This window comes from Oribacterium asaccharolyticum ACB7 (genome assembly GCF_000238075.1).
In the GTDB taxonomy this organism is placed as follows: domain Bacteria; phylum Bacillota; class Clostridia; order Lachnospirales; family Lachnospiraceae; genus Oribacterium; species Oribacterium asaccharolyticum.
In genome coordinates this window covers 484,801-510,459 of sequence record NZ_JH414505.1, presented here as the reverse complement: position 1 = coordinate 510,459, position 25,659 = coordinate 484,801, and the positions used below count along the sequence as shown (strand labels likewise).

Below are 25,659 nucleotides of genomic sequence, written 5' to 3'. Positions count from 1 at the left end.
TTAATTTTTGAAATTATGTTAGAATTGAAACCAGTTTGAGAAAAAATAAGAGAATCGGATGTACCGTATAAAGGCTATGACATAGTACAAGAAAGGGGTCATAATGGGAAGAAAGATCAATCTGGGAGTGGTCGGTCTCGGACAGAGGGGGGCTGAGCTGGTAAAGAACGTGTATTCAGAGCATCCGGATGTGGAATTTATTGCACTTTGCGATGTGTATGAGGATCGAAGAGAAGATATTGCGAAGGCCCTGGAAGAGATGGGTCGGGAAAGACCGAAGTGCTTTTCCGACTACCGGGAGATGCTGGAGATGAAAGAACTGGATGCAGTTCTCATTTCCGCCTCATGGGATACCCACAGTGAAATCGCGATTGCCGCTATGCGTGCCGGAAAGGCGGTGGCTTCCGAGGTAGGCGGTGCTTATTCCGTTGCCGAGTGCTGGAGACTCGTGGACTGCTATGAGGAAACCAAGACGCCCATTATGTTTATGGAGAACTGCGTCTACGGCAGAGACGAAATGATGGTTTATCATATGGCGGAGACGGGAGTTCTCGGAGAGATTGTTCATTGTGAGGGCGGCTATAAGCATGATTTGCGGGAGGAAATCGCCTTCGGAAGAGAGAATCGCCATTATCGTTTGGATAATTACATCCATCGGAATTCGGAAAATTATCCCACGCATGAGTTAGGTCCGATTGCTAAAATTTTACATATTAATAGAGGAAACAGGATGCTGAGCCTCTGCTCTATGGCATCCAAAGCCGCAGGACTTCGAGACTATATTCAGGAAAAGAAGCCGGAAGACAAGGTACTGCAGAATACGGTTTTTCAGCAGGGAGATATTGTGAACACCATGATTCACTGCAGTAACGGAGAAAGCATTTTACTGACCTTGGATACCACGCTTCCACGCGCTTATTCCCGAGGCTTTACCGTACAAGGTACGAAGGGCATGTATATGGAAGACAATGCTTCTATTTTCCTGGACGGAGATGAGGGGGCAAAGGATCATTTTGACTGGAAGAAACAGTGGGGCAATGTGGAACGCTTCCGCGCGCAGTATGAGCACCCGCTTTGGAAGGATTACCTTAAGGCCGGAGTAAAGAAGGGTCATGGAGGAATGGATTATCTCGTTTTCTCTGAATTCATTCACTGTCTTAAGGAAGGGCTTCCCATGCCTATCGATGTCTATGATATGGCAAGCTGGATGAGCATTACGGCTCTTTCCGAGGAGTCGATTGCGCTGGGCGGACAGGCAGTGGCCATTCCCGACTTTACCAATGGAAAGTGGATTAAGAGATGAGCGAACAAATTGTAAATGATAAACGCCTGAAAGGGATTATCTCCATTATGATTTCCGCGGCGGGATTTGCCGGGATGAGCTTTTTTGTAAAGCTGTCCGGAAAGGTTCCGGTCATTGAGAAGGCCATGTTCCGAAATGTGGTAGCCTTGGTGGTTGCCTACATTATCATGCGACGTGAAGGCGTGTCCTTTTATGTGGAGAAGGAGAATCGACTTCCTCTTTTTCTACGCTGTCTTTTCGGAACGGTCGGGCTGATTTGTAATTTCTGGGCGATTGGGTATTTGAAATTGGGGGATTCCAGCATCTTACAGAAAATGGCACCGTTTTTTTCTATTGTGATGTCCATTTTCATCTTGCAGGAAAAACCGAATCTGACCAGTATTGTTTCCGTCCTGGTCGCCTTACTCGGTGCGGCCTTCGTTGTTAAACCGGGACAGGGAATCTTGGGGCTTCCGGCTCTGGTCGGCCTTCTGGGAGGATTTTGTGCCGGAACGGCTTTTACCTTTGTGCGAAAGCTTGGAACGCATGGCGTAAGAGGAGCACAGATTGTGTTCTATTTTTCCTTTATTTCCTCTATTGCGCTCTTACCTATCTGCTTTCTGCAGTTTAAGCCTTTAAGCCCGGAACAGCTGCTTTTCCTGACGGGGGCGGGTCTTTGTGCGGCCGTGGGACAGATTTTCGTAACGAGGGCTTATTCCTATGCCCCCGCAAAGGAAATCTCCGTATTTGATTATAGTCAGGTTATTTTCTCCGCAATACTCGGCTTTGTTATATTGGGAGAATTGCCGGATATTTACAGCTTTATAGGATATGCCTTGATTTTCAGCATGGCGATATGGAAATGGAAGAAGGACTAGCATGGACGAGACGATATTGCATCGGAAATCACAACGATATTTTTCTAAAGAAGAATTGCAGGAAGACTGCATTCGGAAGATACAGGAAGAGATTCTGGAGGTAAATGCGGAAAGCGGCTTTACCATTGAATTTGTAGAAGACGGAAGCAGAGCATTTTCCCGTTTCGGAAAAAGCTATGGACTATTTAAAAATGTACGAAGCCTCCTTCTTTTAAAGGGGAATCCGGGACAGCCCCACTTTCGGGAGAAAATCGGTTACTACGGTGAAAAACTCCTTCTTTTTGCGGAAGGTCTGGGCCTTAGTACCTGTTGGGTGGGAGGAACCTTTGACAGGGAGAGTTTCTCCTATGCGGAGGAGGAGCATGTGCAGGCTGTAATTCTTCTTGGCTATGCAGGAGACGGGGGACTGAGAGGAAAGCTGTTCCATTCCCTTCTTCCTACGAAAAAGAAGGATTGGACTGCCCGTATCGAAGGGGACAGGGCTTACCCCAAGTGGGTGAAGGAAGGCATGGAGGCGGTGGCTCTTGCGCCGAGTGCTTTGAACAAGCAAAAACCTTTCTTTCATTATCATAATGGGATTGTTACGGCTACGGTGGAAAACAGTTACGAAATGGATTTGGTGGATCTCGGTATTGCGAAACTCCATTTTGTATTGGGCGTAGGGTGCGGACATTTTGTTCCCGGAAACGGGGGAGAATTTGCTCCGGAAGATTAAATTGTTTGAAAAAATTTTATTCAAGGAAGGGATTTTAAGAAGCCCTTCCTTTTTTTAAACCTTTCTGACATTTCTTACAAAAAATGTTTAAGATTTTATTTAATTTTCATAATTTAAAAATTAATTATCTATTGCATTTCCCCTAGAATACGTAGTATAGTTGTTGGCGTTGTTTAAAGAAATAATTGTGGACAATTTGATGGAGCCCTCTGAAGGAAAATCGTGTTCTGTCTGAAGTCTTTGTCCGAAATCCATACCATAGGACATTTTCAAGGATTGAGCAGTAACTGCTATGGTACATTTACCCAAGGAGAATGAAGATGAGAAAGAAAAATTTGAAGATTCAGGTAGCGGCACTCGCTGTGACGGGAGCAATCGCAACAACTCCATTTGTAGCAAGAGCAGAAGAAACAAGCAGCTCGGCAGTAACCGGCACTGAGGCGACAGCTACGACCACTGCAACAGAAGCAGGCACAACAACAGCAGAAACGACGACAGCAGCTGCAGCAACACCGGCAGCTAGTACAACAACAGCAGCTCCGGCTAGTACAGCTACAACAGCAGGTACAGAGGCTACTACAGCTGCAACGACAGCAACATCCGGAACGACAGCAACAGCTCCGGCAGCAAGTGGAGTAGCTACTACACCCGCAGCAAGCACAACAACTCCGGCGGCAACAGCTACTGCTACACCGGCAGCACCGGTCACTGTTTTCGAGTCGCCAGCAGATTCGGGAACTACTGCACCGAACAATGCGAACAAAGAGGATCATGTGGATCGTGTGGTGGAGAATGATAAGCAGGGGACGGATATTCACTTTAAAGCGGATGGTCTGGCTGGAGGAATATTTCCGATTCATGATAATTATAACGGAGTGATTAATCCGGAAGATACAAAAGACGGAAAGAAATTAAAGGACACGGCAAGGGATTTTAAGTATACCGCTTTAGGCAGACTTAAAAATGATGATTTGGTTATGCATGGCGATTTGTCTATTCAAAAGGAGAGGGATACAACTCCGTTTGATAGTACAAGTGATAAAGCGAAAGACGTGGAGAAGACAGATACGTATACATTAAAGGCTGATTTGGATGTTTCTCCTGTACATAATACTATTAATGCAATAGGTACTTTGGTTGGAAATTATATAAGTAATGGAAAAGATGTTTATGTAAATAATTTGGAAACCGGGCTTCGCGCAACATTCACCATGGAGAATAATCTGGATGGAAGTTTTCATCTTCCAACTGACTTAGAGGATGCGAAAAAGCATTATGAACTTAGTTCTGCTGATGCTGATGCTGATGGGAAGCCGAAGCCGATGATTTATCGCATTAATTATGGCAATTCTTCTTTTGCAGAAGATAAGGTTACTCTTGCGATGGACTTAGACCTTACAAAAATGGGTTCATTGCCAAACCAGTACAGTTCTGCCGGTGCGGATTATAAGAACTTGTATGGTAAGGATTCTGCTACAGGCAAGGCAAACCATGTGGAGAATTTTAATCATCCGGATTCTGATTATGGAACCTATTATCAAACCAGCGTTTTTGGAAACTTGAAAGAGTTGGTAAATCATTCCGCAAAGAAGATTCAGCTGATTATGAAAGGAATTAAATTCAATTCAGCTAACGGAAATAGAGCTGAGTCCGAAAATAATACTGAGACAGAAACAGAGCGTATTACGGACAAAACTGTGACCACAGAGGGTACAGTACTTGGAACCTTAGTTGGTTATATGAATGCAGATACCGGTAAGCAAAATGTACAGGGAAAAGCGAAATTTGTTTGGGGCGCCATCCAGAACGATGCCGGTCGTGACAAGGTTGCCGGTCAGGATAACGACAAGGTTTACTTGACTGTTAAGTTTACGGATAAGGAACGTACGGTAACACCGATTACACCGGTAAATCCCGTACAGCCGGTTAATCCTGTAACACCGAGCAACGGCGGTAACGGTGGAAATGGCGGCAACGGCGGAAGCAGAACTCCGATTGTGAATCCGTCCACTCCGTCTCAGCCGGGGAATGTATTGGGAGAGGATCGTCCGACACCGTCTAACCAGGGCGAAGTTCTTGGGGAGAATCGTCCTGCACCGACTGCTGTAGAGACTGTAGAAAAGAAGGGTGAGGTTCTTGGAGAGTCCCGTCCGAGCGGAAAAAATGTTTCCGGTCGTGCTGTAGTGGCTACGGGAGACAATAACTTCACAGCACTTTGGGCATCTCTGTTCGGCCTTTCCGCAGCATCATTGGCAGGTTTTGTTGTTCTTCGCAAGAAAGAGCAGGAAGCGTAAGGGAAACCGTTTTTGATTTATAGGACAAAAAGGTATTGATAAAAACCGCTCTGCGTCAAGATCAATAAAGGCTGCATAAACGCCATCTATATAGAAAAGGATTGTATGTTTCGCTATGAGCATACAATCCTTTTTCATTAAGAGCATACACGAGTCGGGCATGAGATAACGAGCTTAGGGGGACTTCTTTCTAATCGTTGTCTTCCCTTTTCCTTCGCAATTTAAACTTTCCAACCAAGCCGTTCATTCTTTCCGACTGCTTGGAAAGTGCGGTGGATGCCAGAGCAGACTCTTCAGCCGTAGCATTGTTTTTTTGTACTACGGAGGAAATCTGCGTCAAGCCGTTACTAAGCTGTTGGATTCCATCCGCCTCTTTTTCCGAAGCATTCGAAATAGAAGAGATGATTGTGTTAATTTTTTTGGTTTGCTCGGAAACAAGAGATAAGGATTCCTTTGTTTCTGTAGATATTTTGGCACCTTTATTCACAGAGCTAATAGTTTCCTGAATTAAATTTGCCGTATTTTTAGCGGCCTCTGCGGATTTTTGTGCAAGATTACCGACCTCATCCGCAACAACGGCAAAACCTTTTCCGGCTACACCGGCCCTTGCCGCTTCTATAGCGGCATTAAGGGATAGAATATTTGTTTGAAAGGCAATGTCATCTATAGTCTTAATGATTTTACTGATTTCATGAGACTTTTCCGTGATTTCCGTCATGGCTTCGGACATCTCTTCCATCTTCAAATTACTCTTTCCTACGGCCTGTTCCGCCTGATCGGATAAGGTAAGGGCGTGGATAGACATATTTGCTGTTTCCTGGATATTAGCGGAAATTTCATCCATGGTCACACTCAATTCCTTAATAGAGGAGGCCTGGTCAGAGGCTCCGTCCGAAAGGAACTGTGCAGATTCACTTAGCTTAAAGGCGGAAGAGTTGACGGACGTGGAACTGTCTTTGATTTCTCCCATGGTATTGTTTAAATCAAGCAGTATTTCTTTGAGATTATCCAAAAGAGGGGAATACTCTCCGATATAGAGATCCGTGTTTTGAAAGTCCGTGGAAAGGTCACCCTTGGCAATTTGGGATAGTTTTTCGGATAGATCATGGATGATACTTTTTATTCGACTGACCACTCTTCCCATACTGAGGAAAATACTTCCAATCTCATCTTGATAAGCATATTGGATATCCTGAGAGAAATCTCCTACTGCCAGACGATCTCCTGCAGTCACAATGCTTTGCAATGGCTCAAGTCCTTTCCGAATAAAGAAATGACCCGCAGCGACCAGAATCAGAATTCCTAAAAGAGAGAGGGGAAGTGCAACCAGAACCATATGAGAAATGGCGGAAGTATACTCTTTTTCGGAAACGGAAATAGAAACCCACCACGTTACGCCCTCTACCTGTAAAGGCATAGCATTATATTGCAGGAGCTCCCCCTTGCTATTTGCAATATGCGTTGAGAAAGGCTCATTTTTATCAAAAAAGGACTGTAGGGTAGACATGCTGTCGGCGGGGAGTACATCCTTTAGATTTTTTTTATCTTCTTCGGCATCCATACTGTACATCACAAAGCCATTTGTATCGACTACACTACTGTAGAGAGTTTTAAAACGGGAATCCTCCTGCTCCACAATGCCGAAGGCTTCTGTATTCATATCCAGAATTACGACACCTTTGAATTCATTTCCATAGAAGATAGGCTCCACAACGGAAACAACATACTCGTTTGTTCCGAAGTTTTCATAGGCATTGGTCAAGACGAGTCCCTTACTTTCGCGTGCTCTCAGGTAATATTCCTGGTCTTTGTAATTGACATAGGCGGCATTGGTAACTTCTCTTTTCTGCACCTGTTCACTGGTCATATAGGGAGCATATTCGTCAATTCCCTTGTAAAAGGCATCCGGTTCCAAGAAGACACCGGCGCCCAGGAGAGACTCATTATTTTTGATGGCGGAATAAAGGGAATCCAGTATGGTGGTTTCCGCATTGTAACGACTCGCGGGAATCGTGGTATCAATGATTCTGGAGCGGAATATGGTGCCGCTCATATCTTTGGTTTCCAGTAAATTCCCGTAATCGTCATAGATGGTCCAGGGATTTGCCGGAACACCACCCGACAGATCGGTCTGATCGTAAATGTAAATCATCCCGTCTTTTATGGTATTTGCGGTAGTTTCCGCCTGCGTTACCACATTGTCCAGATCTGCAATACCCAGCCGGATTTTATCGTTCATATTTCCCTGCAGAGATTTGTACAATGCATTTTTTCCCATGTGAATTATAGAGATACTGACAGCTGCCAGAATCAAAATACTGAGAAAGCCGGTAATAACGGATATGCGGGAACTTAGCTTCATCTTCTTCCAGCGGGAGCTTTTTCCCGTATTCTCTCCAGTTGCTGATTTCTTTTTCATTTTTTTTCCTCTCGTAAGTCATTTTTGTGTCATTTCAGCTACTATTCCTTCGACGGAAAAACTTAAAAATCGAGATAGTTAAAACATAAATGTTTGAAAGGATAAGACTAAAGTATATTTAATGGGAATTGCGAGATAAAACGAAATGAAGGGCTGTGAAAGTGTGACATTTGCAACAAATATAGTGTAAACTGCATGTTACAGTATACCTGTAAAGAGAAAGGAGAAAGGAGGAAAGATGAAACTGGAAGCAGGAAAAGTATTTTCCATAGAAAAGGAGAATCAGCCGCTGAAGGGCTGTACGGTGTCGAAGGAGCTTGAGGGCGGCCGTAATCCGATTCTGATTTTTTCCATGGACAGGAATACCGATATCAGCCCGGAGATTTTTTCGGAGCATAAGTTTCTGATTCTCCATGCGGGAGACCTCGAGGTTTATGGGGGAAAATCCCAAAAGCTGCAGAATCCCACGGTCCTTTCACAAGGGGAGTCCATTCTCTGCAAGGTGGATGAGCCGGTAGGAATGCGAAGCAAACAGGGTGCAATTTATACGGAAATAAATATTAGGAGGGAAGATAAGATGAATGAAGTGATTAAGGCGGGTGAGGTTTTTCAATTAAAGGATTTACTTCCGTACGGGGAAGGAAAAATTGTGAATATGGATGTTGTTCACAATGAGAAAATGAAGTTCGTGCTGATGGCATTTGATGAGGGGACAGGCTTAAGCGAGCATGCGGCTCCCGGAGAGGCGATTTTCTTCGCGCTGGAAGGAGAGGCAATCATTAATTATGAGGGAACAGACCATACCATCCATGCCGGAGAACAGTTCCATTTTGCTAAAGGCGGACGGCACAGCGTGAAGGCTCTCGGGAAGTTTAAGATGGCACTTCTACTTACTTTGGAATAGTTTGATTCAAAGCTTGAAAATTCGAAAATACAAGAGAAGGCTTGAAATGGCACCTCCATTTCTGTACAATAGACTGTACAGAAATGGAGGTGCTTTTATGATAGCGGTAAACTATACAACAATGAGAAATAATTTGAAGGAATACTGCGATTTGGCTACGGATAATGGAGAAACGATCATCATTACTCGAAAAGAAGATAAAAATGTAGTTGTTTTAAGCCTGGAACAGTTCAATGAGATGGAAAAGGAATTACGAAATGCACGGTATTTAGATAAACTGGAGAGAGGATTTAAACAATTGCTGGACGGCAAGGGAACTGTGCACGAATTAATTGAGGATTAAGATGAGAAAGATATGGTCTGATGAAGCCTGGGAGGATTATCTGTATTGGCAGGGGCAGGATAAAAAAACATTGAAGAGGATTAATTCCTTAATAAAAGATATAGAGAGAAATGGTTTACAAGGAATCGGAAAATCTGAACCCCTAAAATATCGTGATGGCTGGAGCAGAAGAATTGATAAAGAAAATAGGCTTGTTTTTACCATTGTCTCCGGAGAGTTGCTGATTGTTTCCTGTAGAGGGCATTATGAAAAATGATGTTCCTGTGGTACTATATTTCGGAACAGCATACAAAGATTTGAAATTAAGAAGTAGTTTATTAAAGAGATTTTTGAAAAAAAGGAGGTACTTTTATGATTATCGATCATCTTGATAACATTCATTTTTATGCACCGCTTCTGCCGAACCTCGAGAAGGGCTTACAGGCGATTAGGGAGGAGAAGGAAAAGGCCGGAGGAGAGATTCCTGCCGGAAGATATGATTTTGACGGCGGTTTTTTTAAGGTGGAAAGAGGAAAGACCAAGGCTTTCTCCAATGGCACATATGAAGCGCACAAGAACTTTATTGATGTGCAGATTATTGAGGAAGGTTCGGAAGAAATTGCCTGGGCAATTTTAGAGGAACTTACGGAAAGTATCCCGTACAATGCGGAAAAGGATGCTGCGCGCTATACAGGAGATTTTTCTCATCAGATGAAGATTAAGAAGGGCATGTTTTGGGCAGCCTTTCCTTGGGACGGACACAGACCCGGCGCGCATTCGAAAGAAGAGCAGAACTATGCAAAGATTATTTTAAAGCTTCCATTTAAGGAGTAAGAAGGGGTTAATTTATGAATTTACAAATGATTGCAATCATTCTCTTCATTCTGATGTATGTCGTGATGATTGCAAAAACGGAGTGGAGGCTGTATGCAATCTGGAGTGTGGCCGTGCTCTTTGTCCTTTTCGGTATTTTAAAGAGAAATCCGCTCTACTGGCTTTCGGTCATCAATTGGAATGTAATCATGATGATCGGAGGCACCATGGTCATCGTTTATTACTTTATTGAATCCAAGATGCCGAACCGTTTGGCGGAGATTATTTTGGAAAAATGTCCCACGGTGATGTGGGTGATTATTCTGATGTCTCTCTTTGCCGGTGCGGTTTCCGCCTTTATCGACAATGTGGCGACGGTGCTGATGATTGCGCCGGTCGGACTTGCGATATGCAAGAAGCTGAAAATCAGTCCGGTATCGATGCTCCTTGCGATTGCCGTTTCCTCTAACCTGCAGGGGGCGGCAACTCTCGTGGGGGATACGACCTCCATTATGCTCGGCGCCTATGCGAACATGAACTTTATGCAATTCTTCTTTATGCATGGAAGGCCGGGAATCTTCTGGGCAGTGGAGCTTGGGGCATTGTTCACGGTTCCGGTCATGATTTTCCTTTTCCATAAGCTGAATCAACCGGTGGAAGCGACGGAAAAAACGGAAGTGGAAGGGATATTTCCGACGGTGGCTTTATGCGGTGTCGTAGTATGTCTGATTATCGCTTCCTTTATCCCGAATACACCGAGTACGATTAACGGCATCATTTGTTGTGTGATTGCCGTGCTTTGCATGCTCATGGATTTTCGGATGAAGAGGATGCCTGAGAATCTCAAGAAGGCTGTTCTTTCTGTTGACTTTGAAACGCTCTGTATCCTGACCGGCTTATTTCTGGTGATTCAAGGCATCACCGATGTCGGCATTATTGATATGGTGGCAAACGGCATTGCCAAAGTCGGAGGAAAGAATCTGTTCCTGCTTTATACCATCATTGTCTGGGGCTCCGTACTTTTTTCCGCCTTTGTGGACAACATTCCCTATGTGGCGACCATGCTTCCGATTATTACGGGAATCAGCCAACTGCTCGGAATTGAACCTTATCTGCTTTATTTCGGGCTGCTTTCCGGAGCGACTCTCGGAGGAAATATTACCCCGATTGGGGCCAGTGCAAATATCACGGCAGTGGGCATGCTGAAGCAGAACGGCTATACGGTGAAGTTTTCCGATTTCATGAAAATCGGGATTCCTTTTACCTTTGTTGCCGTAATGGCGGGCTATCTCTTCATCTGGTTTACCTGGCACTAGAAGATTATCTAAATTTTTATAAAGCAGAACGTACCATCGTAGATTTTGATGTACCCCTCAAAAAAGTAGACTTTTTAAGCGTAGCAGTTTTTGGCTGCTACGCTATTTTTATGAAGCAAAGAGGCGAAGACTGAGATATCTTATTTACAGGGGGTGTATAATGTAGGGGAAAGAATGTAAGGTGGAGCTTCAATAAAGGAGGCAGAAAATGAAGAAACAGACAGCAGGTAGAGAATATCTTGGAAGGATTGCTCCGCAATTTGCAGAGTTGAACGATGATGTGCTTTTCGGGAAAGTTTGGGCGAGAGAAAAGGAACTCTCCTTGAGAGACAGAAGTATGATTACGATTGCGTCTCTCCTCACCGCGGGACAGTATCCGCAGTTAAAGAGTCATCTTGCCCTCGGAAAGGAACACGGCATTCAAAAGGAAGAGGTGGTGGAAATCATCACGCAGCTTGCATTTTACTGCGGTTGGCCGAAAGCATGGAGTGCCTTTCCTCTAATAGAAGAGATTTATGGAGAGGAACCTGCGATTTCAGAAGAAAGAACCGCCATCGCGGAACATAATAGAATTACGGATCAAAACCCGAACAGCGGAAGGAAGCGCATTACGGCAATGCCGGAGACTCTCGCACCGTTTCCCGTGGGGGAGGAGAATACGACGTATCAAGACCATTTTGTCGGGAAGAGCTACCTTGCGACCCTTAGCCTTGGACAGATGAATGTTTTCCATGTGAGCTTTACTCCGGGAGCAAGAAATAACTGGCACGTGCACCGCGCGGATCGGGGCGGTGGACAACTGCTTCTCTGTACCTATGGAAGAGGCTGGTATCAGGAATGGGGAAAAGAAGCGAGAGAGTTGCATGCCGGAGATACGGTCTTCATTCCGGCGCATGTAAAGCACTGGCACGGTGCGGCATCCGACAGCTGGTTCCAGCATATTGCGGAGGAGTTGCCCGGAGAACATTGCAGTTTGGAGTGGTGTGAAGCGGTAAGTGATGAGGACTACAGTAAGTTACCGTAGAAATGAGGGATAAACACAAAATTAATAAATTATATTTATATATATAATAAATAAACTTATAAGAATAAAAACTTATATAATTTCCATCCCCGACGAAATCTTAGTATAGGCAAAAAAATCTACCTCTTCTAAGCCGGCAAAGGGGAGTGTGGAGTGAGGACAGGGAGGTTCTCTGAATAGGACGGATTTCTATGACCGCCAAAAATAAAAACGGTACATAGCGATCAATAAGTCGCCTAATAGGAGGAAATTTTATATGGTTATTCAACACAATATCGCTGCTAACAACGCTTACAGAAACTTATCTATGAATGCTACCGGTTCTCAGAAGAACTTAGAGAAGCTTTCTTCCGGATACAGAATCAACCGTTCTGCTGATGATGCTGCAGGTCTTGCTATTTCCGAGCAGATGCGTTCCAAGATCAATGGTCTTGATCAGGCTACACAGAACGCTCAGGATGGTATCGGTTTGATTCAGACTGCTGAAGGTGCTTTAACTGAGACTCACAACATGCTTCAGAGATTGGTTACTCTTTCCACACAGGCAGCTAACGGAACTTACAATACCACTGCTAGATCTTCCATCACAGAAGAGGTTGAAGAGCTGAAGAAGGAAATCACCAGAATCGCTAACACAACTGACTACAACGGTGTTAAGCCGATTGCAAGTAGTGCTACGAAGCCGATTACCCTTCAGATTGGACCAACTTCCGGCGAAATTCTTGCAGTTGCAGTAAGTGGTCTGACAGCAACAAAGCTTAGCGTTAATGATATCAAAGTTTCGACTATTTCTAAGGCTAACACTGCTATCACAAAGCTGAACAAAGCTATTGATCAGGTTTCTAAGCACAGAGCTAAGCTCGGAGCTGCTCAGAACCGTCTCGAGCACACCATCAACAACTTGAAGGTTACTTCCGAGAACATGACCTCTGCTGAGTCTCGTATCCGTGATACAGATATGGCTAAGGAAATTGCAGCTTTCACTAAGAACAACATTCTTAACCAGGCTGCTCAGTCTATGCTTGCACAGGCTAACCAGCAGCCGCAGGGTGTATTATCCTTACTGAGATAATAGACTTTCGGTTGACTAGGGACTTGCTTTGTGAAAAGAGCTGCGCTGCGTAAGCAGTGAAGCACCGGGAAGATTTTATCCGAAGTGAAAACGGAGGAGAGGGATTTTCCTGAAGCAGGTTTAACTTGTAAAATTGAAGAAGAGGCAATGCGTTAGGTAGGGACGCAGTGCCTCTTTTTTTATTCTTAACAAGCGGCGCAGGCGAAGCCTGAGACATCATGTTCATAACGAGCATCGCTCGCGAAGCCTGAGACATCTTGTTTATAACGAGCATCGCTCGCGTAGCGCGATATCTCATTTTATAAAATGGCTAAAAGCTTTTCTACATCTTCTTCTTCCGTAGACCAGCTGGTGCAGATTCGTAGGATGGAGTGTTCGTCGTCCGGATCATCCCAGTGAGTCAATTCCACGGCTTTTCCGATTCTTTCCGCCTCGTCCTTTTTCAAAAGAATAAAAATCTGGTTGGTTGGGGAAGAAACGGCCAAAGGAATCCCCTTTTTCCGTAAAGCGGAACGAATTTTATCCGCGAGTTCTATAGCATGCTTCCCAATCTGCAGATACAGATTATCGGTAAACAAAGCATCGAACTGCACGCCGAGAGCCTTACCCTTTGCAAGCAAGGCGCCGTGCTGTTTTATCGTTGTCGGGAAGAAGGGAAAATTTCTCTTTTCGGGAATCACTACAGCTTCTCCGAATAAGGCTCCGCATTTTGTACCGCCGATATAAAAGGCATCGCAAAGTTTGGCGAGATCGGGAAGACGGACGTCATTTTCCGGACAGGCCAAAGCATAGGCCAAACGGGCACCGTCAACATAAAGGGAGAGACTGTATGCATTGCAAATTTCGCGAATGTCCTTAAGCTCCTGTAAGGAGTAGAGTGTTCCGAACTCTGTGGGCTGAGAAAGGTAGACCAGCCTGGGCTGTACCATATGGGCATTGTTACCGTCTGCATGGAAATGCACCATATACTCCCGTATCTGTGCGGGATAAATCTTTCCCTCCTTATGGGGAATGGTCAGGACTTTGTGCCCGTGTACTTCGATAATGCCCGCCTCATGTGTGGCAATGTGCCCGGTGTCGGCAGAGATAACTCCCTCATAAGAACGTAAAAATGTGGAAATGACGGTGTCGTTGGTTTGTGTTCCGCCTACCAGAAAGTACACATCGCCTTCTTCCAGTTCACAGGCATTCAGGATTTTTTTCTTGGCGGCGAGGGTGAATTCATCGGTTCCGTAGCCCGGCGCTTTGATCAGATTGGTTTCGATTAAGCTTTGCAGAATCCGCTCGTGACAACCGGCCAGATAATCGGAGTTAAAATAGAGCCTTTTCTCCCCGCATTCTTTACTTTGCATAGCATTTTTCCTTCCTTTTGAAGAGAGTGTGAAAATAAAAACAAAGAGAAATAAGCAAAAAAATAATAGCTAAATTCTCCAGTGATTCGGTACTTTATCCATTATTTTACATCAAATTAGACAAAAAAGAAACCGAATGTCCCGGTGTTCCCGGATGACATTCGGTTTAAAACAAGCAAAAAACTATTTCTTAAAACGGGCAATATCGACATGGTAGATATGCTCTAAATCCGCCTTCGGTTCCCATCCCAGTGCTTTCAGCTTGGTGCAGTCCTGCACGATGCTTCTATGCGGTAAAAAGCCGTCAGACTGTTTTGCTGCATTTTCAAAAACAATCTTGATGGAAGGATTGAATTTTTGAAAAACTCTGTCAGCGAGATCTCGTACGGTCAGGAAGGTATCCGGATTGGATGCGTTATACGCTTCTCCATTTTCCCCTTTTAACAAAACGGTGAAAATGGCACTGATGGCATCGAGGGAGTACAACATACACTTTTTGGTTAGTCCGTCGGATTTCATATGCAGGTCTTTGTTTTCCACAATGCAACGTAAAATTTCATTCACCACCCTGGGTTCCTCATAGCGCTGGAAAAGGCCGTGGATTACGGTGGGACGAATAATTCTCGTGTTTAAATGATATTCCTTAGCCGCTGCATGACAGAGAAACTCGCAGGCTTTCTTCCCTAAGGGGTAGCAGCTTCTTAAGTGCAAGCTGTCGATTGCGCCGACTGTTTCTTCCGTGACAAGCGGAGCATCATCTTTCGGTAAGCCGTAGACCTCTTCCGAGGAAAGATAGAGGAGGACAGTGTCTTTTTTCTGACTACATAAGTCGAGCAGTCTCTCTATGCCGTCCACATTTGTGCGGAAGGTTTCCAAGGGGTATTGCATGTGGTATTGATTTCCGGTCGGGGATGCGGCATGCAAAATATAATCCGGAGCCTTGCAATACTCCGCTTCTTTTCCATGGGGGATGTAGTGGATTTGATCACCGGCTTCTATGTAGTCCGGAACCTGCTCCGGATTTCTGGTGGAAGCATAGAGTACGGTATCCGTCTTCTTGATTTCATTTTGCAGCAGAATCCACTTGGTGATTGCAGTACCGACCAGTCCCTTTGCTCCGGTAAGTAAGATGGTCTTCCCTTTAAAATCCCGGTCAAAAGAATGGGTCTCGATATATTTCGTGAGCTCTTCTCGCTCAATGGTGGATAGTCTCATTTATTTTTCCTTTATCAGTTCTATAATGTCTTCTGTGATTTGCTCGGGGAGCAATCGATTTTCCCGCATGAATTCTTCCGGAACATAGCTGGAAGGAATGGCTTTGAAAAAGCCTTTATTCAAGACTTTCATCTTATCCAGACTATAGTATTGGGAAATCATGCTTCCGAAACCGCCTTGCAGTATGCCGTCTTCCAAGGTAACGACCAGTCGATGCTTTTTCTTAAGTGACTCCAATAAGGTCTCATCCTTTTTATTGATGTAAAGCGGGTTAATGAGGCTGGCGTGGATGCCGGCTGCTTTCAATTTTTCTCTGACTTCCACTCCAAGCTGATAAAAACTGCCCAGAGCCAGAATCGCAACTTCTTCTCCCTCTTCCGTCATCATGTATTTTACGTCGGAGTAGTCTTTTCGCACTGCTTTTTCCGCATGACAGACCCTGGTCCAGGGAATGCGAATCGCAACGGTGCTTTCCTTTTGCTCAATACTCCAATCCAAAATCGCGAGATACTCTTCCAGATTTGTCGGTGCAAGATAAGTAAGATTCGGGATGGACGAGAGCAAAGCCATATCGTATAAGCCGACATGGGTATCATTGGTATGACCCCATACGGAGGCGTGGCTAAGGAGGAGCGTCGCCGGACATTTTCCGAGACACATCTCCTGGGCAATCTGGTCATAGGCTCTTTGATAGAAGGTACTGTTTGTCGCAAAGACGGGCTTTCCTCCGGCTTTAGCCATTGCGGCAGTCATGGTAATGGCGTTTTGTTCGGCAATACCGACATCGATGTATTGTTTTCCCGCCTTTTTCCGATTTTCTTCATGAAAACCGATACAGAGCGGCGTGGAGGCAGCCACGACCACAACGCGCGGGTCCTCTTTCATCTTGGCCAAAAGATGCTCGGCAACCAGTGCGCCATAGTTTTCCTTCGGTACAGAGGATAAAAATTCTCCGCTTTCTATAGAAAAGGGCTTTGCCCAATGCCATTTTTCTCTGTCCTTTTCGGCAAAGGAATAGCCTTTTCCTTTTTGCGTACAGCAATGAATGACCGTGGATTTCCCGCTGTTTTTTGCGGAAGAAAAAGCTTCTGTAAGGGCATCGATGTCATGGCCGTTTCGGACAAGGACATATTCCAGGCCGAGAGACTTGAAGAAGTTATTTTCGACTTCTCCGTTTTGCGCTTTCAAACGATTCAGGAGATTATGCAATCCCCCGTAATTTTCGGGGATGGACATATCGTTGTCATTGACCACAATGATAACCGGGCCATCCAGCTCCGCTACATAGTTCAGAGCTTCAAAGGCTTCTCCGCCGTCTAAAGATGCATCGCCGATTACCGCGACGATCTGTTCTTTTCCGCCCTGTAAATCCCGTACCTTGGCCATGCCTGTTGCAAGGCTGATGGCAGTGGAAGTATGCCCGATGGGAAAGAAGTCGTGTACGCTTTCCGCGGGATTACTGTATCCCGAGACATCATGGTAATGCGCTTCTTCCAGAAAGGCCTCTTTTCTTCCGGTCAGGATTTTATGGGTGTAGCACTGATGAGATACATCAAAAAGGATCTTATCCACGGGGGAATGAAAGACCTTGTGCAGGGCTACGGTTATTTCAATCATACCCAGATTCGATCCCAGATGTCCTCCGGTCTTACTGAGTTTCCGAATCAGACAGTCCCTTATTTCGGCGGAGAGGGTTTTCAATTCCTCCGAAGACAGGGCCTGTACATCTTCCGGGCTGTTTATTTTTTCTATAATCATTTTTTATCTCCAATTGGGATTCATGATGGGGGTTTGCTGAATTTCTTTTCCTTCTTCCAGGTCACGGACCTGCTGTACTCTGGGTGCATGGTGTCCCCCTATGAATTCCGTATTCAAAAAGATGTCCACTCTATGTTCCACATCTTCATATCCCATGTGTTTCTGCCCGAAGGCAATCATGTTGGCGTCATTGTGCTTACGCATATACTCCGTAACAAGGTCCGCATAGCCAAGACCGCAGAGAATCCCTTTTACTTTATTGGCGGCCATAACCATACCCGTTCCGGTGGCACATAAGAGAATCCCGTATTGACAGTCCCCGGAGGCCACCAATTTCGCTGCTTTGGCGGCAAAAACGGGGGTATCGCAGGGAATATTTTCCTCCGTACCGACATCTATGGTTTCATGCCCGAGTTCTTTCAAATGGGCAATAATTCTTTTTTTATAATCCAGACCGTTTCGGTCACTTCCGAGTGCAATTCGCATATCTTTCCTCAATTCTATTCGCTATTTTCTGAGCCAATCCGGTCTTTCGACGGAAAGCAGGGCTGTGAAGATTTCGATGTCTTCCGAAGTGGTCAGCTTAATATTTTTTTCCGATCCGATGGAATGATAGAGTTTTCGGCCCAATTCCACATAAAGAGAACAGGAAGCGACAGAATCATCAATTCCCTTTTCGATGGCTTCTTTGTGCACCTCCAGAATTTCCTTCAGGAAAAAGGTTTGTGGGGTTTGCGTGATTTTCAAGTTGTCTCTGGGAACCTGATCCATGGAAGAGAGTCCATCCATGGTTTTCAGCATAACCGCAGTACAGGGAATGACCGTAATGGCATTGCCGTATTCCCGGCATACACGGATGTTGTCGGAAATGATATCCTGACTGACCATCGGACGAATGGCGTCGTGAATCAGTACGATATCATCCTCTCCCTGATAGCGCTTTGCAATATCATATAATCCTTTTCGAATGGATTTTAAACCGGTTTCGCCTCCGGTGACTACATTTTCGAGTTTGGTAATGCCGAATTGCTTTGCATAGGCACATAAGATATCCCGCCATCCTTTTAGGCAGACTACCTCGATAGCGTCGATATTGGGATGCTTTTGAAAGGCCTCCAGCGTATAGATAATGATTGGTTTATCGTTAACGTTTAGAAATTGCTTCGGGATATCCTGGTGCATCCTGCTTCCGACCCCTCCGGCAATGATTAATGCGATGTTTTTCAACTCAGCCTCCTTTCTGATGTTTCACATACTATATTCATCGGAAAGAAGGCTGAATTTGATAAGAGAAAAAGCCTGTTTAAGTATATTGATTCGTTTCTTTTTTCATTTCTTCCCAGTGCCGCTCCATGTCCTTTACTAAAGCAATCTGGGTTCTTGCACGGTCCAGATTATGTCCCGGGCGCGCAGTATGGAAATAAACATCTCCCTCGAGATAATCGGTCAAAAAGCGCATACCGCATTCCAAAGTCATGATTTTAGCGCCTTCCGGAAGAGACTCAATTTCCTTTTTTGTAAGCTTTCCGCCGGCACCTTCTAAAAATCCCTTTACATAGGTAGAGAAGAGGGGAAGGGAGAGGGAAACTTTGGAGAGATCTTTCTCATCTTCCTCTGCAGTATTGGCTCCGAAACGAATCGCGTCTCCGAAGTCGAAGATGGAGAGACCCGGCATGACGGTGTCCAAGTCAATGATACAGAGTGCTTTTTCCGTTTTGGCATCGAAAAGCACGTTGTTTAACTTGGTATCGTTATGGCTGACCCGAAGCGGGAGCTCCTTTTTCGCAAGAAGATCCATCGCATAGGAGAGATCCTTCTCGTGATTTAAGAAGAACTGTACTTCTTCTTCGCAGTCCTTTCTTCTTCCGAAAGCGTCTTTTTCCAGGACTTCTTTAAAGCGGGCAAAACGCTTTACGCTGTTATGGAAGTCGGGAATGGTCTCGTGAAGCTTTTCTGCAGGGAAGGAGGCGAGCAGATTTTGGAAATGCCCGAAAGCACGGGCGCTTTCATAGAAGTGCTCCGGCTTCTCCACAAGATTATAGGACTTGGTATCTTCCACAAAGAGATACATGCGGAAGAAATTCTCTTCCGGATCTTCATAGTAGCCGAGTCCCGCCTTTGTGGGGACAAGACGTAAGCCTTCTCTTTCGGGGTCACCGCCCGCCTTTAGAATTTCTTTTTCCATAAAGTCGCAAACCAAGGTGACATTCTCCATGAGTTCCTTGGGCTGTTTGAAAATGTTCGTGTTCATCCTCTGCAGGATATAATCCCGATCGGCTTTTACCAGGAAAGTGTCGTTGATGTGTCCTGAGCCATAGGGAGCACAGGATTTCACCTCTCCCTGAATTTGAAATTGGGAGAGGGCGTTTTCAATTTCTTTTTTACTTAATTCTTTATTCATTTTTGATTGTCCTATTTGTTTCTACTTTCTTTCTCTACCGTAACATTCTTATTGCGGTATCCTGTCCTACGTATCAAGCCGTTCCTTTAAGAACGTGCCTTAGCCCTTAACACCGCCACCGGTCACTCCTGCAATAATCCGCTCCGATAAGAAGAGGTAGAGGATGAAGGTGGGGAGGAAAACAATGATTACCGAGGCAAACATGCCGGCCCAGTCTCCGGTATATTTCATGGAGTTAATCATGGAATAGAGTCCTACCGCAACGGAACGCACCTTGTCGGAGTTTCCGAAGATCAGAGAGATAAAGTACTCGTTCCACACATTGATGAAGTTGAAAATACTTACCGTGATAATGCCGGGCTGTGCCATCGGAAGCATAATTTTCCAGAAGGTTTTTCCGGGAGGACAGCCGTCAATCGCGGCAGCTTCCTCAAAGGCACGGGAGATATTGGCAAAAAATCCCATGAGGAAAATGGTGGTATAAGGAACATTAATACCAACATATAAGAAAATCAAGGTCAATTTATTGGCTGCCACATGGTTTAAAATATCAAGCCCCGCAACAAGGGCAAAGAGAGGCAGGACAATCATCACGACCGGAACACCCATGGATGCGACGAAGGAATGCTGTATAAGCTTATTTCCGATAAATTCAAAACGGGATAAGGCGTAAGCAGCAGGTGCGCAGACCAGGATGAGTAAGCTTACGGAGACCAGGGAGTAGAAAAGGGAATTGAAGAATATGGTGGACACATCGGAGTTCACCCAGGCCTTTTCATAATTCTCAAAATGGAAACCGCTACTTAAGAGTTTGTTCGCAAAGATTTCCTTGGTAGTGGAAAAACTTGCGATAAGCACCCAACCGAGGAGAACAATCGTAAAGAAAATCCAAAGGAGGAGAAGAAGATAGCCCGGAAAAAGGCGCAACTCCTTCTTTAAGCGGAAGGGTTCGGCATAGCTTTTTTCTTTTTTAAACAATGAAAACATAATCCCCTCCTTAAAATTCCAGCTCTTTATCCTGCAAGAGCTTATTACAAACGGTGAAAATAATGACAACGCAGATACTGAGGAGTACCCCGACTGCCGCACCGATGCCGGCATTTCGTTCCGTCACACTGTTTCCGGCTCCGAAAATCTGCATATACATGTAAACCATGGGGGTAATCGTCTGGGTATCGGCCGTTACGGTTGAAAAGAGTTGCGACCAAACGAAGAAGCCTACACTGCTGACGGACCACATGGTAATGTTTGTGTGAAACATTCCCTTTAAAAGAGGGAGAGTGATGTGTTGAAATTGCTGGATCCTGTTCGCGCCGTCGAGGGTTGCCGCTTCAAAGTAATCACTGCTGATGCGTTCGATTCCGCTGGAAAAAATGAGCATGTGATAGCCGACCATGCCGAAGCAGTAGGCAATGAGCAGAGCCATGAATTTATGGTCGTTACTGAGCCACTGGATCGAAGCCAGCTTCGGCAGATGGAGAAATGTGAAGAGGCTCTTCAACAAACCGAATTTCGGGCTGTAGACATATTGTAACCACATGGTTGCGAGCGCTACGGCGGAAACGATATTCGGCAGGTAAATCATGGCGCGGAAGAAACTCCGACCGCGGATTCCTGAGGTAATAATGACGGCAAAGAGCAGGGCCAGGGAGAGGACAATCAGCCCTCCGAAGAGCCAGATGCGAAAAAGATTCCACATGGAAATGCGGAAAAGGGTTGTGCCGAGAAGCTTTCCATAGTTTGCAAATCCCACAAACTGCCATTTGGAAAAACTGTCCGTTACCCCTTCGATGCGAAAGAAACTCATCAAAAGAGTACGTAAAATGGGATACAAAAAGATGATGATAAAAAAGAGCGCTGCCGGACTTACAAAGGCAATCAGCATGGCGGAATTCTTTTTCACGAAAAACCTCCTAGAAAGATTTCTTTTAAAAAAGGAAGTGGAGCATTGAATCGGCGCCACCTCCTTGAGATCACAGGATAGTATTATCCTATTATTTCTTTAAATTAGCAACAAATTCTTCAGCAGTAATACTTCCGCCGCAGAGCTTCATGAAGTTCTCCTTTAAAATCGGAGTCATATCTACATTGTCTTCTGCAGAGGCTGCCCAGGGATAACGAGTCTTTAACTCTTCCATAACCGGTCTTACATTCTTAAGCTGCTTCGGCCAATCCTTATTGTCGGAGTCTGCCGGAATTCCTAAAGATTCCTGAGAAAGCTTCTCGTCGAATTTGCCCTTTGTAAAGAACTGGATTAACTTGAAAGCGTCTTCCGCCTTCTTGGACTTCTTATTGATGGCGAAAACCTGTGCCCCGTAGTTGGAAGCTTCCACGCCGTCTTTTCCGCCCTTTACTGCAGGATAGCTGAAGCATCCCCAGCTGAAGTCTTCTCCGGTAATATCCTTAACCTCGTTCGGAAGCCAAGAACCGTTTAAGTAGATTGCGGCAGTTCCAAGAGCCAATTCCTGGTTCTGTCCTGCAGGCCATACGTTGGATGCGATCTGCTCGGAGAAATAGCCCTTCTTTGCAAAATCCTCGTAAGCCTTTGCGACTTCCAAAACGGAAGGATCGTCCCACTTTCCTTCTTTTACAATTTCGGAAGCTTTCTCATAGCCGTTGATTCTGGATAAGTGATAGCCGAAATTGCTTAAGATATAAGCATCGTCACTGGTAATCGGTGTGAAGCCCGCCTCTTTAATTTTTGCACAAGCCGCATCGAGCTCTTCCCAGGTCTTCGGTACTTCCTTAACACCCGCCTTGTCAAAAATTTCCTGATTGTAGAACATGGCGAAAACGTTCGGCTGGTAAGGAATGGACTTTAAAGTACCGCCTCCTACCTCACGGCAAGCATTGATTAAACCGGCATTGGCGGTCTTCTCATAATCATTTGCCTTAGCGAGCTCTTCCAGATCCAGAAGATAGTCTCCCCAGGTCTTGTTTACTCTGTCGATATCCTCGTCAAAAAGGTCGATATTGGTTCCAGCATCCAGAGCGGGCTGCAATCCTTCACGGATACCGGTTCTGCCCTTAAACTGTACATCTACAGGGATTCCCGTTTCAGCGGTAAAAGCCTCTACTGCCTCTTTTAAAACCTGACCTTGCGGCTCTGTTGCTTCCCACATGGACCAATAAACCAATCCGTCGGAAGAAGCTTCCGTTTTTTCTGCAGCACTTGTATCTTTCTCATCCGTCTTTTCCTGAGCGTTAGCAGGAGCTTCTGTCTTTGCCTCTTCTTTCTTTCCGCCGCAAGCGAAGAGCGTTAATCCGGAAAGAATGGCTACGGCAGTTCCTAAAATTCTTCTTTTCATATATACCTCCCAATTTACTTCCTCTTTTGCGCAAAATGCTAAATAAAGAGGGTGAATTTATGGTCAGTATAGGTTGAAATAACAGAAAACTCTTTGTCTTATTGCGCAAACAATTTACACGATTGATTATTATAAAACAACAAAAAACATCATTTTTTAAGTTTTTGAAAGAAAGAAAAATGATTTTCTTTGTTTTTCTTGGAAAAGAAAGATTTATCTTTGTTTCTTTTATCCGATTTCATACCAAAGCATTGCGCCGGGGGCAAGATTTGCGGAATGCTTCTCTCCCTTTCCGTCATAAAAATCGGTGCTCTGCTTTTCCTTACTGTTGTTTAGGACAGCATAAATTCCCTTTTCCGGATAGGCGTGAAGCTCACAGGCAAGATTCGTGCATTGCCATTTCCGCATTTCTTCTTCCTTGTGCGCACTATAGAGGAGGGCACGGAGGAGGAGACGGGTATTTTCCAAATTGTAGGGAAGACCTGCAATATAGATGCCGCGCCCTTTTCCATAATCGTGAGAGGATAAATGTACAGAGCCGTCACTGTATTCCAGAATCTCCGTGTCTTTTTCCAAGGCGTAGATGCTCTTCTGACTTTCTCCGAAGTTTAAGTTTTCCACAGGGAAGTCCTCGAGGAGGAAATGCTCAGTTTTGGCTGTTTTAAAATATTTGTCCGTAGAAAGACTGAAGCCCATTTCCTTATCTACACCGAAGACGTCCGCCAGCTGGAAATATTTTCCCTGGAAGGAGCAGGCGCTCGGCTCTCCGACTCCGATGAGTCCGCCGCCATGATAGACGAAAGTGCGGAGGAGGCTAAGGAGCTTTTCTTCCTTCCAGATTTCTCCGCCCGACCAGGAGGTCATAGCATCTCCGGCATTGATAAGAACATTCACATCTTTTGGAACGCCCCCCTGCAAAAGCTCGTCAAAGGAGTAGAATTCCACATCTGTGTCCATTCCGGAGAGGGCCTCCAGGATTCCGAAGTAGCTGTAGGCCTTTTGATAATAGAGGGCATGGGCAACCATGTAGGCCTGCCAGGAACGAAGCTTTCCCCAAGCGTTTACAATACCGACTTTCAGCTTTGCATAGGGCTTTGTACCTTGGACTTTTTCGTAGAGGTCACGGAATTCTTCCGCGACTTCCGCAATGTAGTCAATAAATTTCGGGAACTTATAGGCAAGGCTTAAGTAGCCGCCATAACCGATGCGGTCCACGGGTTTCCGCATAATGGCGCGACGCGCACTCACCCAGTTTTCCATGGCTTCCGGCACAGGATCATTTCCCTCGTAGAAGGTATCCGGGAAGAAATAGGGGAGGAAGCGCCCTTCGGTGTAGCGCACCCCCGGAATATCCGCGATTAAGCGGAGTGTTGCACCGCCTCCGACACTGCCGACCACGCTGTCCAGTCCGATTTCCTTAAAATACTTGCCATAGGGCTCGGTACCGATCCAGTTGTCTCCGAGGAACATCATGGCCTCTTTTCCGGCAGCGTGCACCAGATCTACCAGCTCCTTCGCTTCCTTTGCCACAAAACGGGCGATAAAGTCCATATAGTCGAGGTAAGCCTTTGTCGGGGTACGGAAGGTGCTGTGGAAATAGCCCTCATCCACAAGGTCTTCCGGGCGAAGGCGGTAGCCGTATTCTTTTTCAAAGGCTTCCAAGGCCTCTACGGAAACCGTTCCGCCGTAACCGAACCAGTCTACGAATTTTTCCTTTTCTTCGTGATTAAATTGCAGAGTAAAATGATAGAAGAAGGTGGTGAAACGCACCACATCCGTCTTAGGGTGCGCTTTAAGCCAGCGCTTTAGTTCTTCCTTTGCAAAGCGATTGCTGTAGGGCTTTCGAATATCGAAAGGAATATCCGCAGGTTTATCGCCCCAGTTGTTCGTGATGTGGTTATACATTTCCGTCGGATCCCAGAGCGCAAAGGCGAGGAAACTCAAAGTATACTCATGGAAGGGAGTGGCGTCCTCCAGGATAAGAAGGGCGGTTTCTCCATCTTGCAGAAAATAGGAAGGAAGTCCTGCTTCTGTTGTCTTTTCCGTAGAGCTTTTCGAGTTTTCTTTCGAAGCTTCCGCTTTTTCGCCGAAGTCTTTTCCAAACTTATCAGGAGAAAGTCTCCACCGGTCCGGAGAAATCACTTCTCCCGTTGTTCTGTCAATGAGCTCCCACCACTTCTTCGGGTCATGCAGGAAGTCCGGTGTGACCTGCTTTCTGAAAAAACCGTCCATATAGGGGATTTCCAGATGATGGGAAAATGCGGTTACTCTTTTGGACATGAGGTAGAACTGCTGACATTCTTCCATGTGTTCTTTGGCAAATTCATTATGGCCTCTCGCCACGAAATAGGTGCTGTAAACCTTCACCGGAAGAGAAAGGGTTTCCTCATCCAGCTTGGTTCCGTCACTGTCTCGTATCGCATCCGCTCCCAGGCGTGCAATCAATTCTTCCGTTTCTTTTAGAAAATTGTTTTCGCTGGGGAGGGTCAGTCTTCCGCTTGTTTTCTTCATGTTTATCTCCTCGTATTTCGTACTGCTGTTTCCGTATTTTGCGCTGCAAAAACTTATTCATAACGAGTATCGTGC

Annotated in this window: 22 protein-coding genes; 11 read left to right on the top strand and 11 right to left on the bottom strand. The window is 45.3% G+C overall.

Annotation, left to right across the window (positions count from 1 at the left end; all coding sequences use genetic code 11):
• Positions 1-103: 103 nt before the first annotated feature.
• From HMPREF9624_RS07200 to HMPREF9624_RS11430, 4 genes are all read left to right on the top strand, one after another.
• Positions 104-1,303 (top strand): Gfo/Idh/MocA family protein, encoded by a 1,200-nt coding sequence (locus HMPREF9624_RS07200; RefSeq protein ID WP_009537190.1) that lies wholly within the window; start codon positions 104-106, stop codon positions 1,301-1,303.
• Entirely contained in the window at positions 1,300-2,160 is an 861-nt protein-coding gene (locus tag HMPREF9624_RS07195) for a DMT family transporter (protein ID WP_009537189.1), read from the top strand. The genes HMPREF9624_RS07200 and HMPREF9624_RS07195 overlap by 4 nt, the downstream gene beginning before the upstream one ends.
• Before the next feature lies 1 nt (position 2,161).
• Positions 2,162-2,875 carry a nitroreductase family protein gene (locus HMPREF9624_RS07190; protein ID WP_009537188.1) on the top strand — a complete coding sequence of 238 codons (714 nt, stop codon included), beginning with the start codon at positions 2,162-2,164 and terminating at the stop codon, positions 2,873-2,875.
• A gap of 320 nt (positions 2,876-3,195) precedes the next feature.
• Entirely contained in the window at positions 3,196-5,169 is a 1,974-nt protein-coding gene (locus HMPREF9624_RS11430; RefSeq protein ID WP_009537187.1) for a hypothetical protein, read from the top strand.
• 190 nt (positions 5,170-5,359) lie between these two features.
• Here HMPREF9624_RS11430 and HMPREF9624_RS07180 read toward each other — a convergent pair whose 3' ends face one another.
• The gene (locus HMPREF9624_RS07180; protein ID WP_009537186.1) at positions 5,360-7,588 is read right to left on the bottom strand and encodes a methyl-accepting chemotaxis protein; all 2,229 of its coding nucleotides are present in this window, start codon (positions 7,586-7,588) and stop codon (positions 5,360-5,362) included.
• A 238-nt stretch (positions 7,589-7,826) separates the two neighbouring features.
• On the opposite strand from HMPREF9624_RS07180, the gene HMPREF9624_RS07175 reads away from it, so the two are divergent.
• The 7 genes from HMPREF9624_RS07175 to HMPREF9624_RS07145 all read left to right on the top strand — a co-directional run bounded on the left by HMPREF9624_RS07175 (position 7,827) and on the right by HMPREF9624_RS07145 (position 13,039).
• Entirely contained in the window at positions 7,827-8,492 is a 666-nt protein-coding gene (locus tag HMPREF9624_RS07175; protein ID WP_009428006.1) for a cupin domain-containing protein, read from the top strand.
• 97 nt (positions 8,493-8,589) lie between these two features.
• Positions 8,590-8,835, top strand: coding sequence for a type II toxin-antitoxin system Phd/YefM family antitoxin (locus tag HMPREF9624_RS07170; protein WP_009429868.1), 246 nt, complete (start codon positions 8,590-8,592; stop codon positions 8,833-8,835).
• A gap of 1 nt (position 8,836) precedes the next feature.
• A complete protein-coding gene (locus tag HMPREF9624_RS07165; RefSeq protein WP_009429064.1) occupies positions 8,837-9,091 on the top strand; it encodes a Txe/YoeB family addiction module toxin in 255 nt (84 codons plus the stop codon).
• A gap of 95 nt (positions 9,092-9,186) precedes the next feature.
• Positions 9,187-9,648: a YhcH/YjgK/YiaL family protein gene (locus HMPREF9624_RS07160; RefSeq protein ID WP_009537185.1), complete on the top strand. Its 462-nt coding sequence runs from the start codon at positions 9,187-9,189 to the stop codon at positions 9,646-9,648.
• 14 nt (positions 9,649-9,662) lie between these two features.
• Positions 9,663-10,943, top strand: a complete 1,281-nt coding sequence (locus HMPREF9624_RS07155; RefSeq protein WP_009537184.1) for an ArsB/NhaD family transporter — start codon at positions 9,663-9,665, stop codon at positions 10,941-10,943.
• 208 nt (positions 10,944-11,151) lie between these two features.
• A complete protein-coding gene (locus HMPREF9624_RS07150) occupies positions 11,152-11,967 on the top strand; it encodes a carboxymuconolactone decarboxylase family protein (protein WP_009537183.1) in 816 nt (271 codons plus the stop codon).
• 256 nt (positions 11,968-12,223) lie between these two features.
• Positions 12,224-13,039 (top strand): flagellin N-terminal helical domain-containing protein, encoded by an 816-nt coding sequence (locus HMPREF9624_RS07145; RefSeq protein WP_009537182.1) that lies wholly within the window; start codon positions 12,224-12,226, stop codon positions 13,037-13,039.
• 299 nt (positions 13,040-13,338) lie between these two features.
• On the opposite strand, the gene HMPREF9624_RS07140 is transcribed toward HMPREF9624_RS07145, so the two are convergent.
• The 10 genes from HMPREF9624_RS07140 to gnpA form a co-directional block, all read right to left on the bottom strand.
• Complete coding sequence (locus HMPREF9624_RS07140) at positions 13,339-14,391, bottom strand: threonine aldolase family protein (RefSeq protein WP_009537181.1); 1,053 nt, start codon at positions 14,389-14,391, stop codon at positions 13,339-13,341.
• A gap of 183 nt (positions 14,392-14,574) precedes the next feature.
• Positions 14,575-15,606 carry an NAD-dependent epimerase/dehydratase family protein gene (locus HMPREF9624_RS07135; RefSeq protein WP_009537180.1) on the bottom strand — a complete coding sequence of 344 codons (1,032 nt, stop codon included), beginning with the start codon at positions 15,604-15,606 and terminating at the stop codon, positions 14,575-14,577.
• Positions 15,607-17,364, bottom strand: coding sequence for a 1-deoxy-D-xylulose-5-phosphate synthase (locus HMPREF9624_RS07130; protein WP_009537179.1), 1,758 nt, complete (start codon positions 17,362-17,364; stop codon positions 15,607-15,609). It abuts the gene before it with no gap.
• A gap of 3 nt (positions 17,365-17,367) precedes the next feature.
• On the bottom strand, positions 17,368-17,850 hold the full coding sequence (locus HMPREF9624_RS07125) for an RpiB/LacA/LacB family sugar-phosphate isomerase (RefSeq protein ID WP_009537178.1): 483 nt from the start codon (positions 17,848-17,850) through the stop codon (positions 17,368-17,370).
• Between the two features lie 21 nt (positions 17,851-17,871).
• Entirely contained in the window at positions 17,872-18,591 is a 720-nt protein-coding gene (locus HMPREF9624_RS07120) for an IspD/TarI family cytidylyltransferase (protein ID WP_009429539.1), read from the bottom strand.
• A gap of 76 nt (positions 18,592-18,667) precedes the next feature.
• On the bottom strand, positions 18,668-19,765 hold the full coding sequence (locus tag HMPREF9624_RS07115; RefSeq protein ID WP_009537177.1) for a phosphotransferase enzyme family protein: 1,098 nt from the start codon (positions 19,763-19,765) through the stop codon (positions 18,668-18,670).
• 99 nt (positions 19,766-19,864) lie between these two features.
• Positions 19,865-20,752 carry a carbohydrate ABC transporter permease gene (locus HMPREF9624_RS07110; protein ID WP_009537176.1) on the bottom strand — a complete coding sequence of 296 codons (888 nt, stop codon included), beginning with the start codon at positions 20,750-20,752 and terminating at the stop codon, positions 19,865-19,867.
• A gap of 10 nt (positions 20,753-20,762) precedes the next feature.
• Entirely contained in the window at positions 20,763-21,668 is a 906-nt protein-coding gene (locus HMPREF9624_RS07105; protein WP_009537175.1) for a carbohydrate ABC transporter permease, read from the bottom strand.
• A gap of 91 nt (positions 21,669-21,759) precedes the next feature.
• The gene (locus HMPREF9624_RS07100; protein WP_009537174.1) at positions 21,760-23,073 is read right to left on the bottom strand and encodes an ABC transporter substrate-binding protein; all 1,314 of its coding nucleotides are present in this window, start codon (positions 23,071-23,073) and stop codon (positions 21,760-21,762) included.
• Positions 23,074-23,301: 228 nt separating this feature from the next.
• Positions 23,302-25,584 (bottom strand): 1,3-beta-galactosyl-N-acetylhexosamine phosphorylase, encoded by a 2,283-nt coding sequence (gene gnpA, locus HMPREF9624_RS07095; RefSeq protein ID WP_009537173.1) that lies wholly within the window; start codon positions 25,582-25,584, stop codon positions 23,302-23,304.
• Positions 25,585-25,659: the final 75 nt, after the last annotated feature.

Coding starts and splice junctions, on each gene's coding strand:
- HMPREF9624_RS07165 (WP_009429064.1), top strand. CDS start 8,837: ATGAGAAAGATATGGTCTGATGAAGCCTGGGAGGATTATCTGTATTGG.
- HMPREF9624_RS07170 (WP_009429868.1), top strand. CDS start 8,590: ATGATAGCGGTAAACTATACAACAATGAGAAATAATTTGAAGGAATAC.
- HMPREF9624_RS07175 (WP_009428006.1), top strand. CDS start 7,827: ATGAAACTGGAAGCAGGAAAAGTATTTTCCATAGAAAAGGAGAATCAG.
- HMPREF9624_RS11430 (WP_009537187.1), top strand. CDS start 3,196: ATGAGAAAGAAAAATTTGAAGATTCAGGTAGCGGCACTCGCTGTGACG.
- HMPREF9624_RS07200 (WP_009537190.1), top strand. CDS start 104: ATGGGAAGAAAGATCAATCTGGGAGTGGTCGGTCTCGGACAGAGGGGG.
- HMPREF9624_RS07190 (WP_009537188.1), top strand. CDS start 2,162: ATGGACGAGACGATATTGCATCGGAAATCACAACGATATTTTTCTAAA.
- HMPREF9624_RS07115 (WP_009537177.1), bottom strand. CDS start 19,765: ATGAATAAAGAATTAAGTAAAAAAGAAATTGAAAACGCCCTCTCCCAA.
- HMPREF9624_RS07145 (WP_009537182.1), top strand. CDS start 12,224: ATGGTTATTCAACACAATATCGCTGCTAACAACGCTTACAGAAACTTA.
- HMPREF9624_RS07160 (WP_009537185.1), top strand. CDS start 9,187: ATGATTATCGATCATCTTGATAACATTCATTTTTATGCACCGCTTCTG.
- HMPREF9624_RS07140 (WP_009537181.1), bottom strand. CDS start 14,391: ATGCAAAGTAAAGAATGCGGGGAGAAAAGGCTCTATTTTAACTCCGAT.
- HMPREF9624_RS07180 (WP_009537186.1), bottom strand. CDS start 7,588: ATGAAAAAGAAATCAGCAACTGGAGAGAATACGGGAAAAAGCTCCCGC.
- HMPREF9624_RS07135 (WP_009537180.1), bottom strand. CDS start 15,606: ATGAGACTATCCACCATTGAGCGAGAAGAGCTCACGAAATATATCGAG.
- HMPREF9624_RS07130 (WP_009537179.1), bottom strand. CDS start 17,364: ATGATTATAGAAAAAATAAACAGCCCGGAAGATGTACAGGCCCTGTCT.
- HMPREF9624_RS07110 (WP_009537176.1), bottom strand. CDS start 20,752: ATGTTTTCATTGTTTAAAAAAGAAAAAAGCTATGCCGAACCCTTCCGC.
- HMPREF9624_RS07150 (WP_009537183.1), top strand. CDS start 11,152: ATGAAGAAACAGACAGCAGGTAGAGAATATCTTGGAAGGATTGCTCCG.
- HMPREF9624_RS07125 (WP_009537178.1), bottom strand. CDS start 17,850: ATGCGAATTGCACTCGGAAGTGACCGAAACGGTCTGGATTATAAAAAA.
- gnpA (WP_009537173.1), bottom strand. CDS start 25,584: ATGAAGAAAACAAGCGGAAGACTGACCCTCCCCAGCGAAAACAATTTT.
- HMPREF9624_RS07155 (WP_009537184.1), top strand. CDS start 9,663: ATGAATTTACAAATGATTGCAATCATTCTCTTCATTCTGATGTATGTC.
- HMPREF9624_RS07195 (WP_009537189.1), top strand. CDS start 1,300: ATGAGCGAACAAATTGTAAATGATAAACGCCTGAAAGGGATTATCTCC.
- HMPREF9624_RS07100 (WP_009537174.1), bottom strand. CDS start 23,073: ATGAAAAGAAGAATTTTAGGAACTGCCGTAGCCATTCTTTCCGGATTA.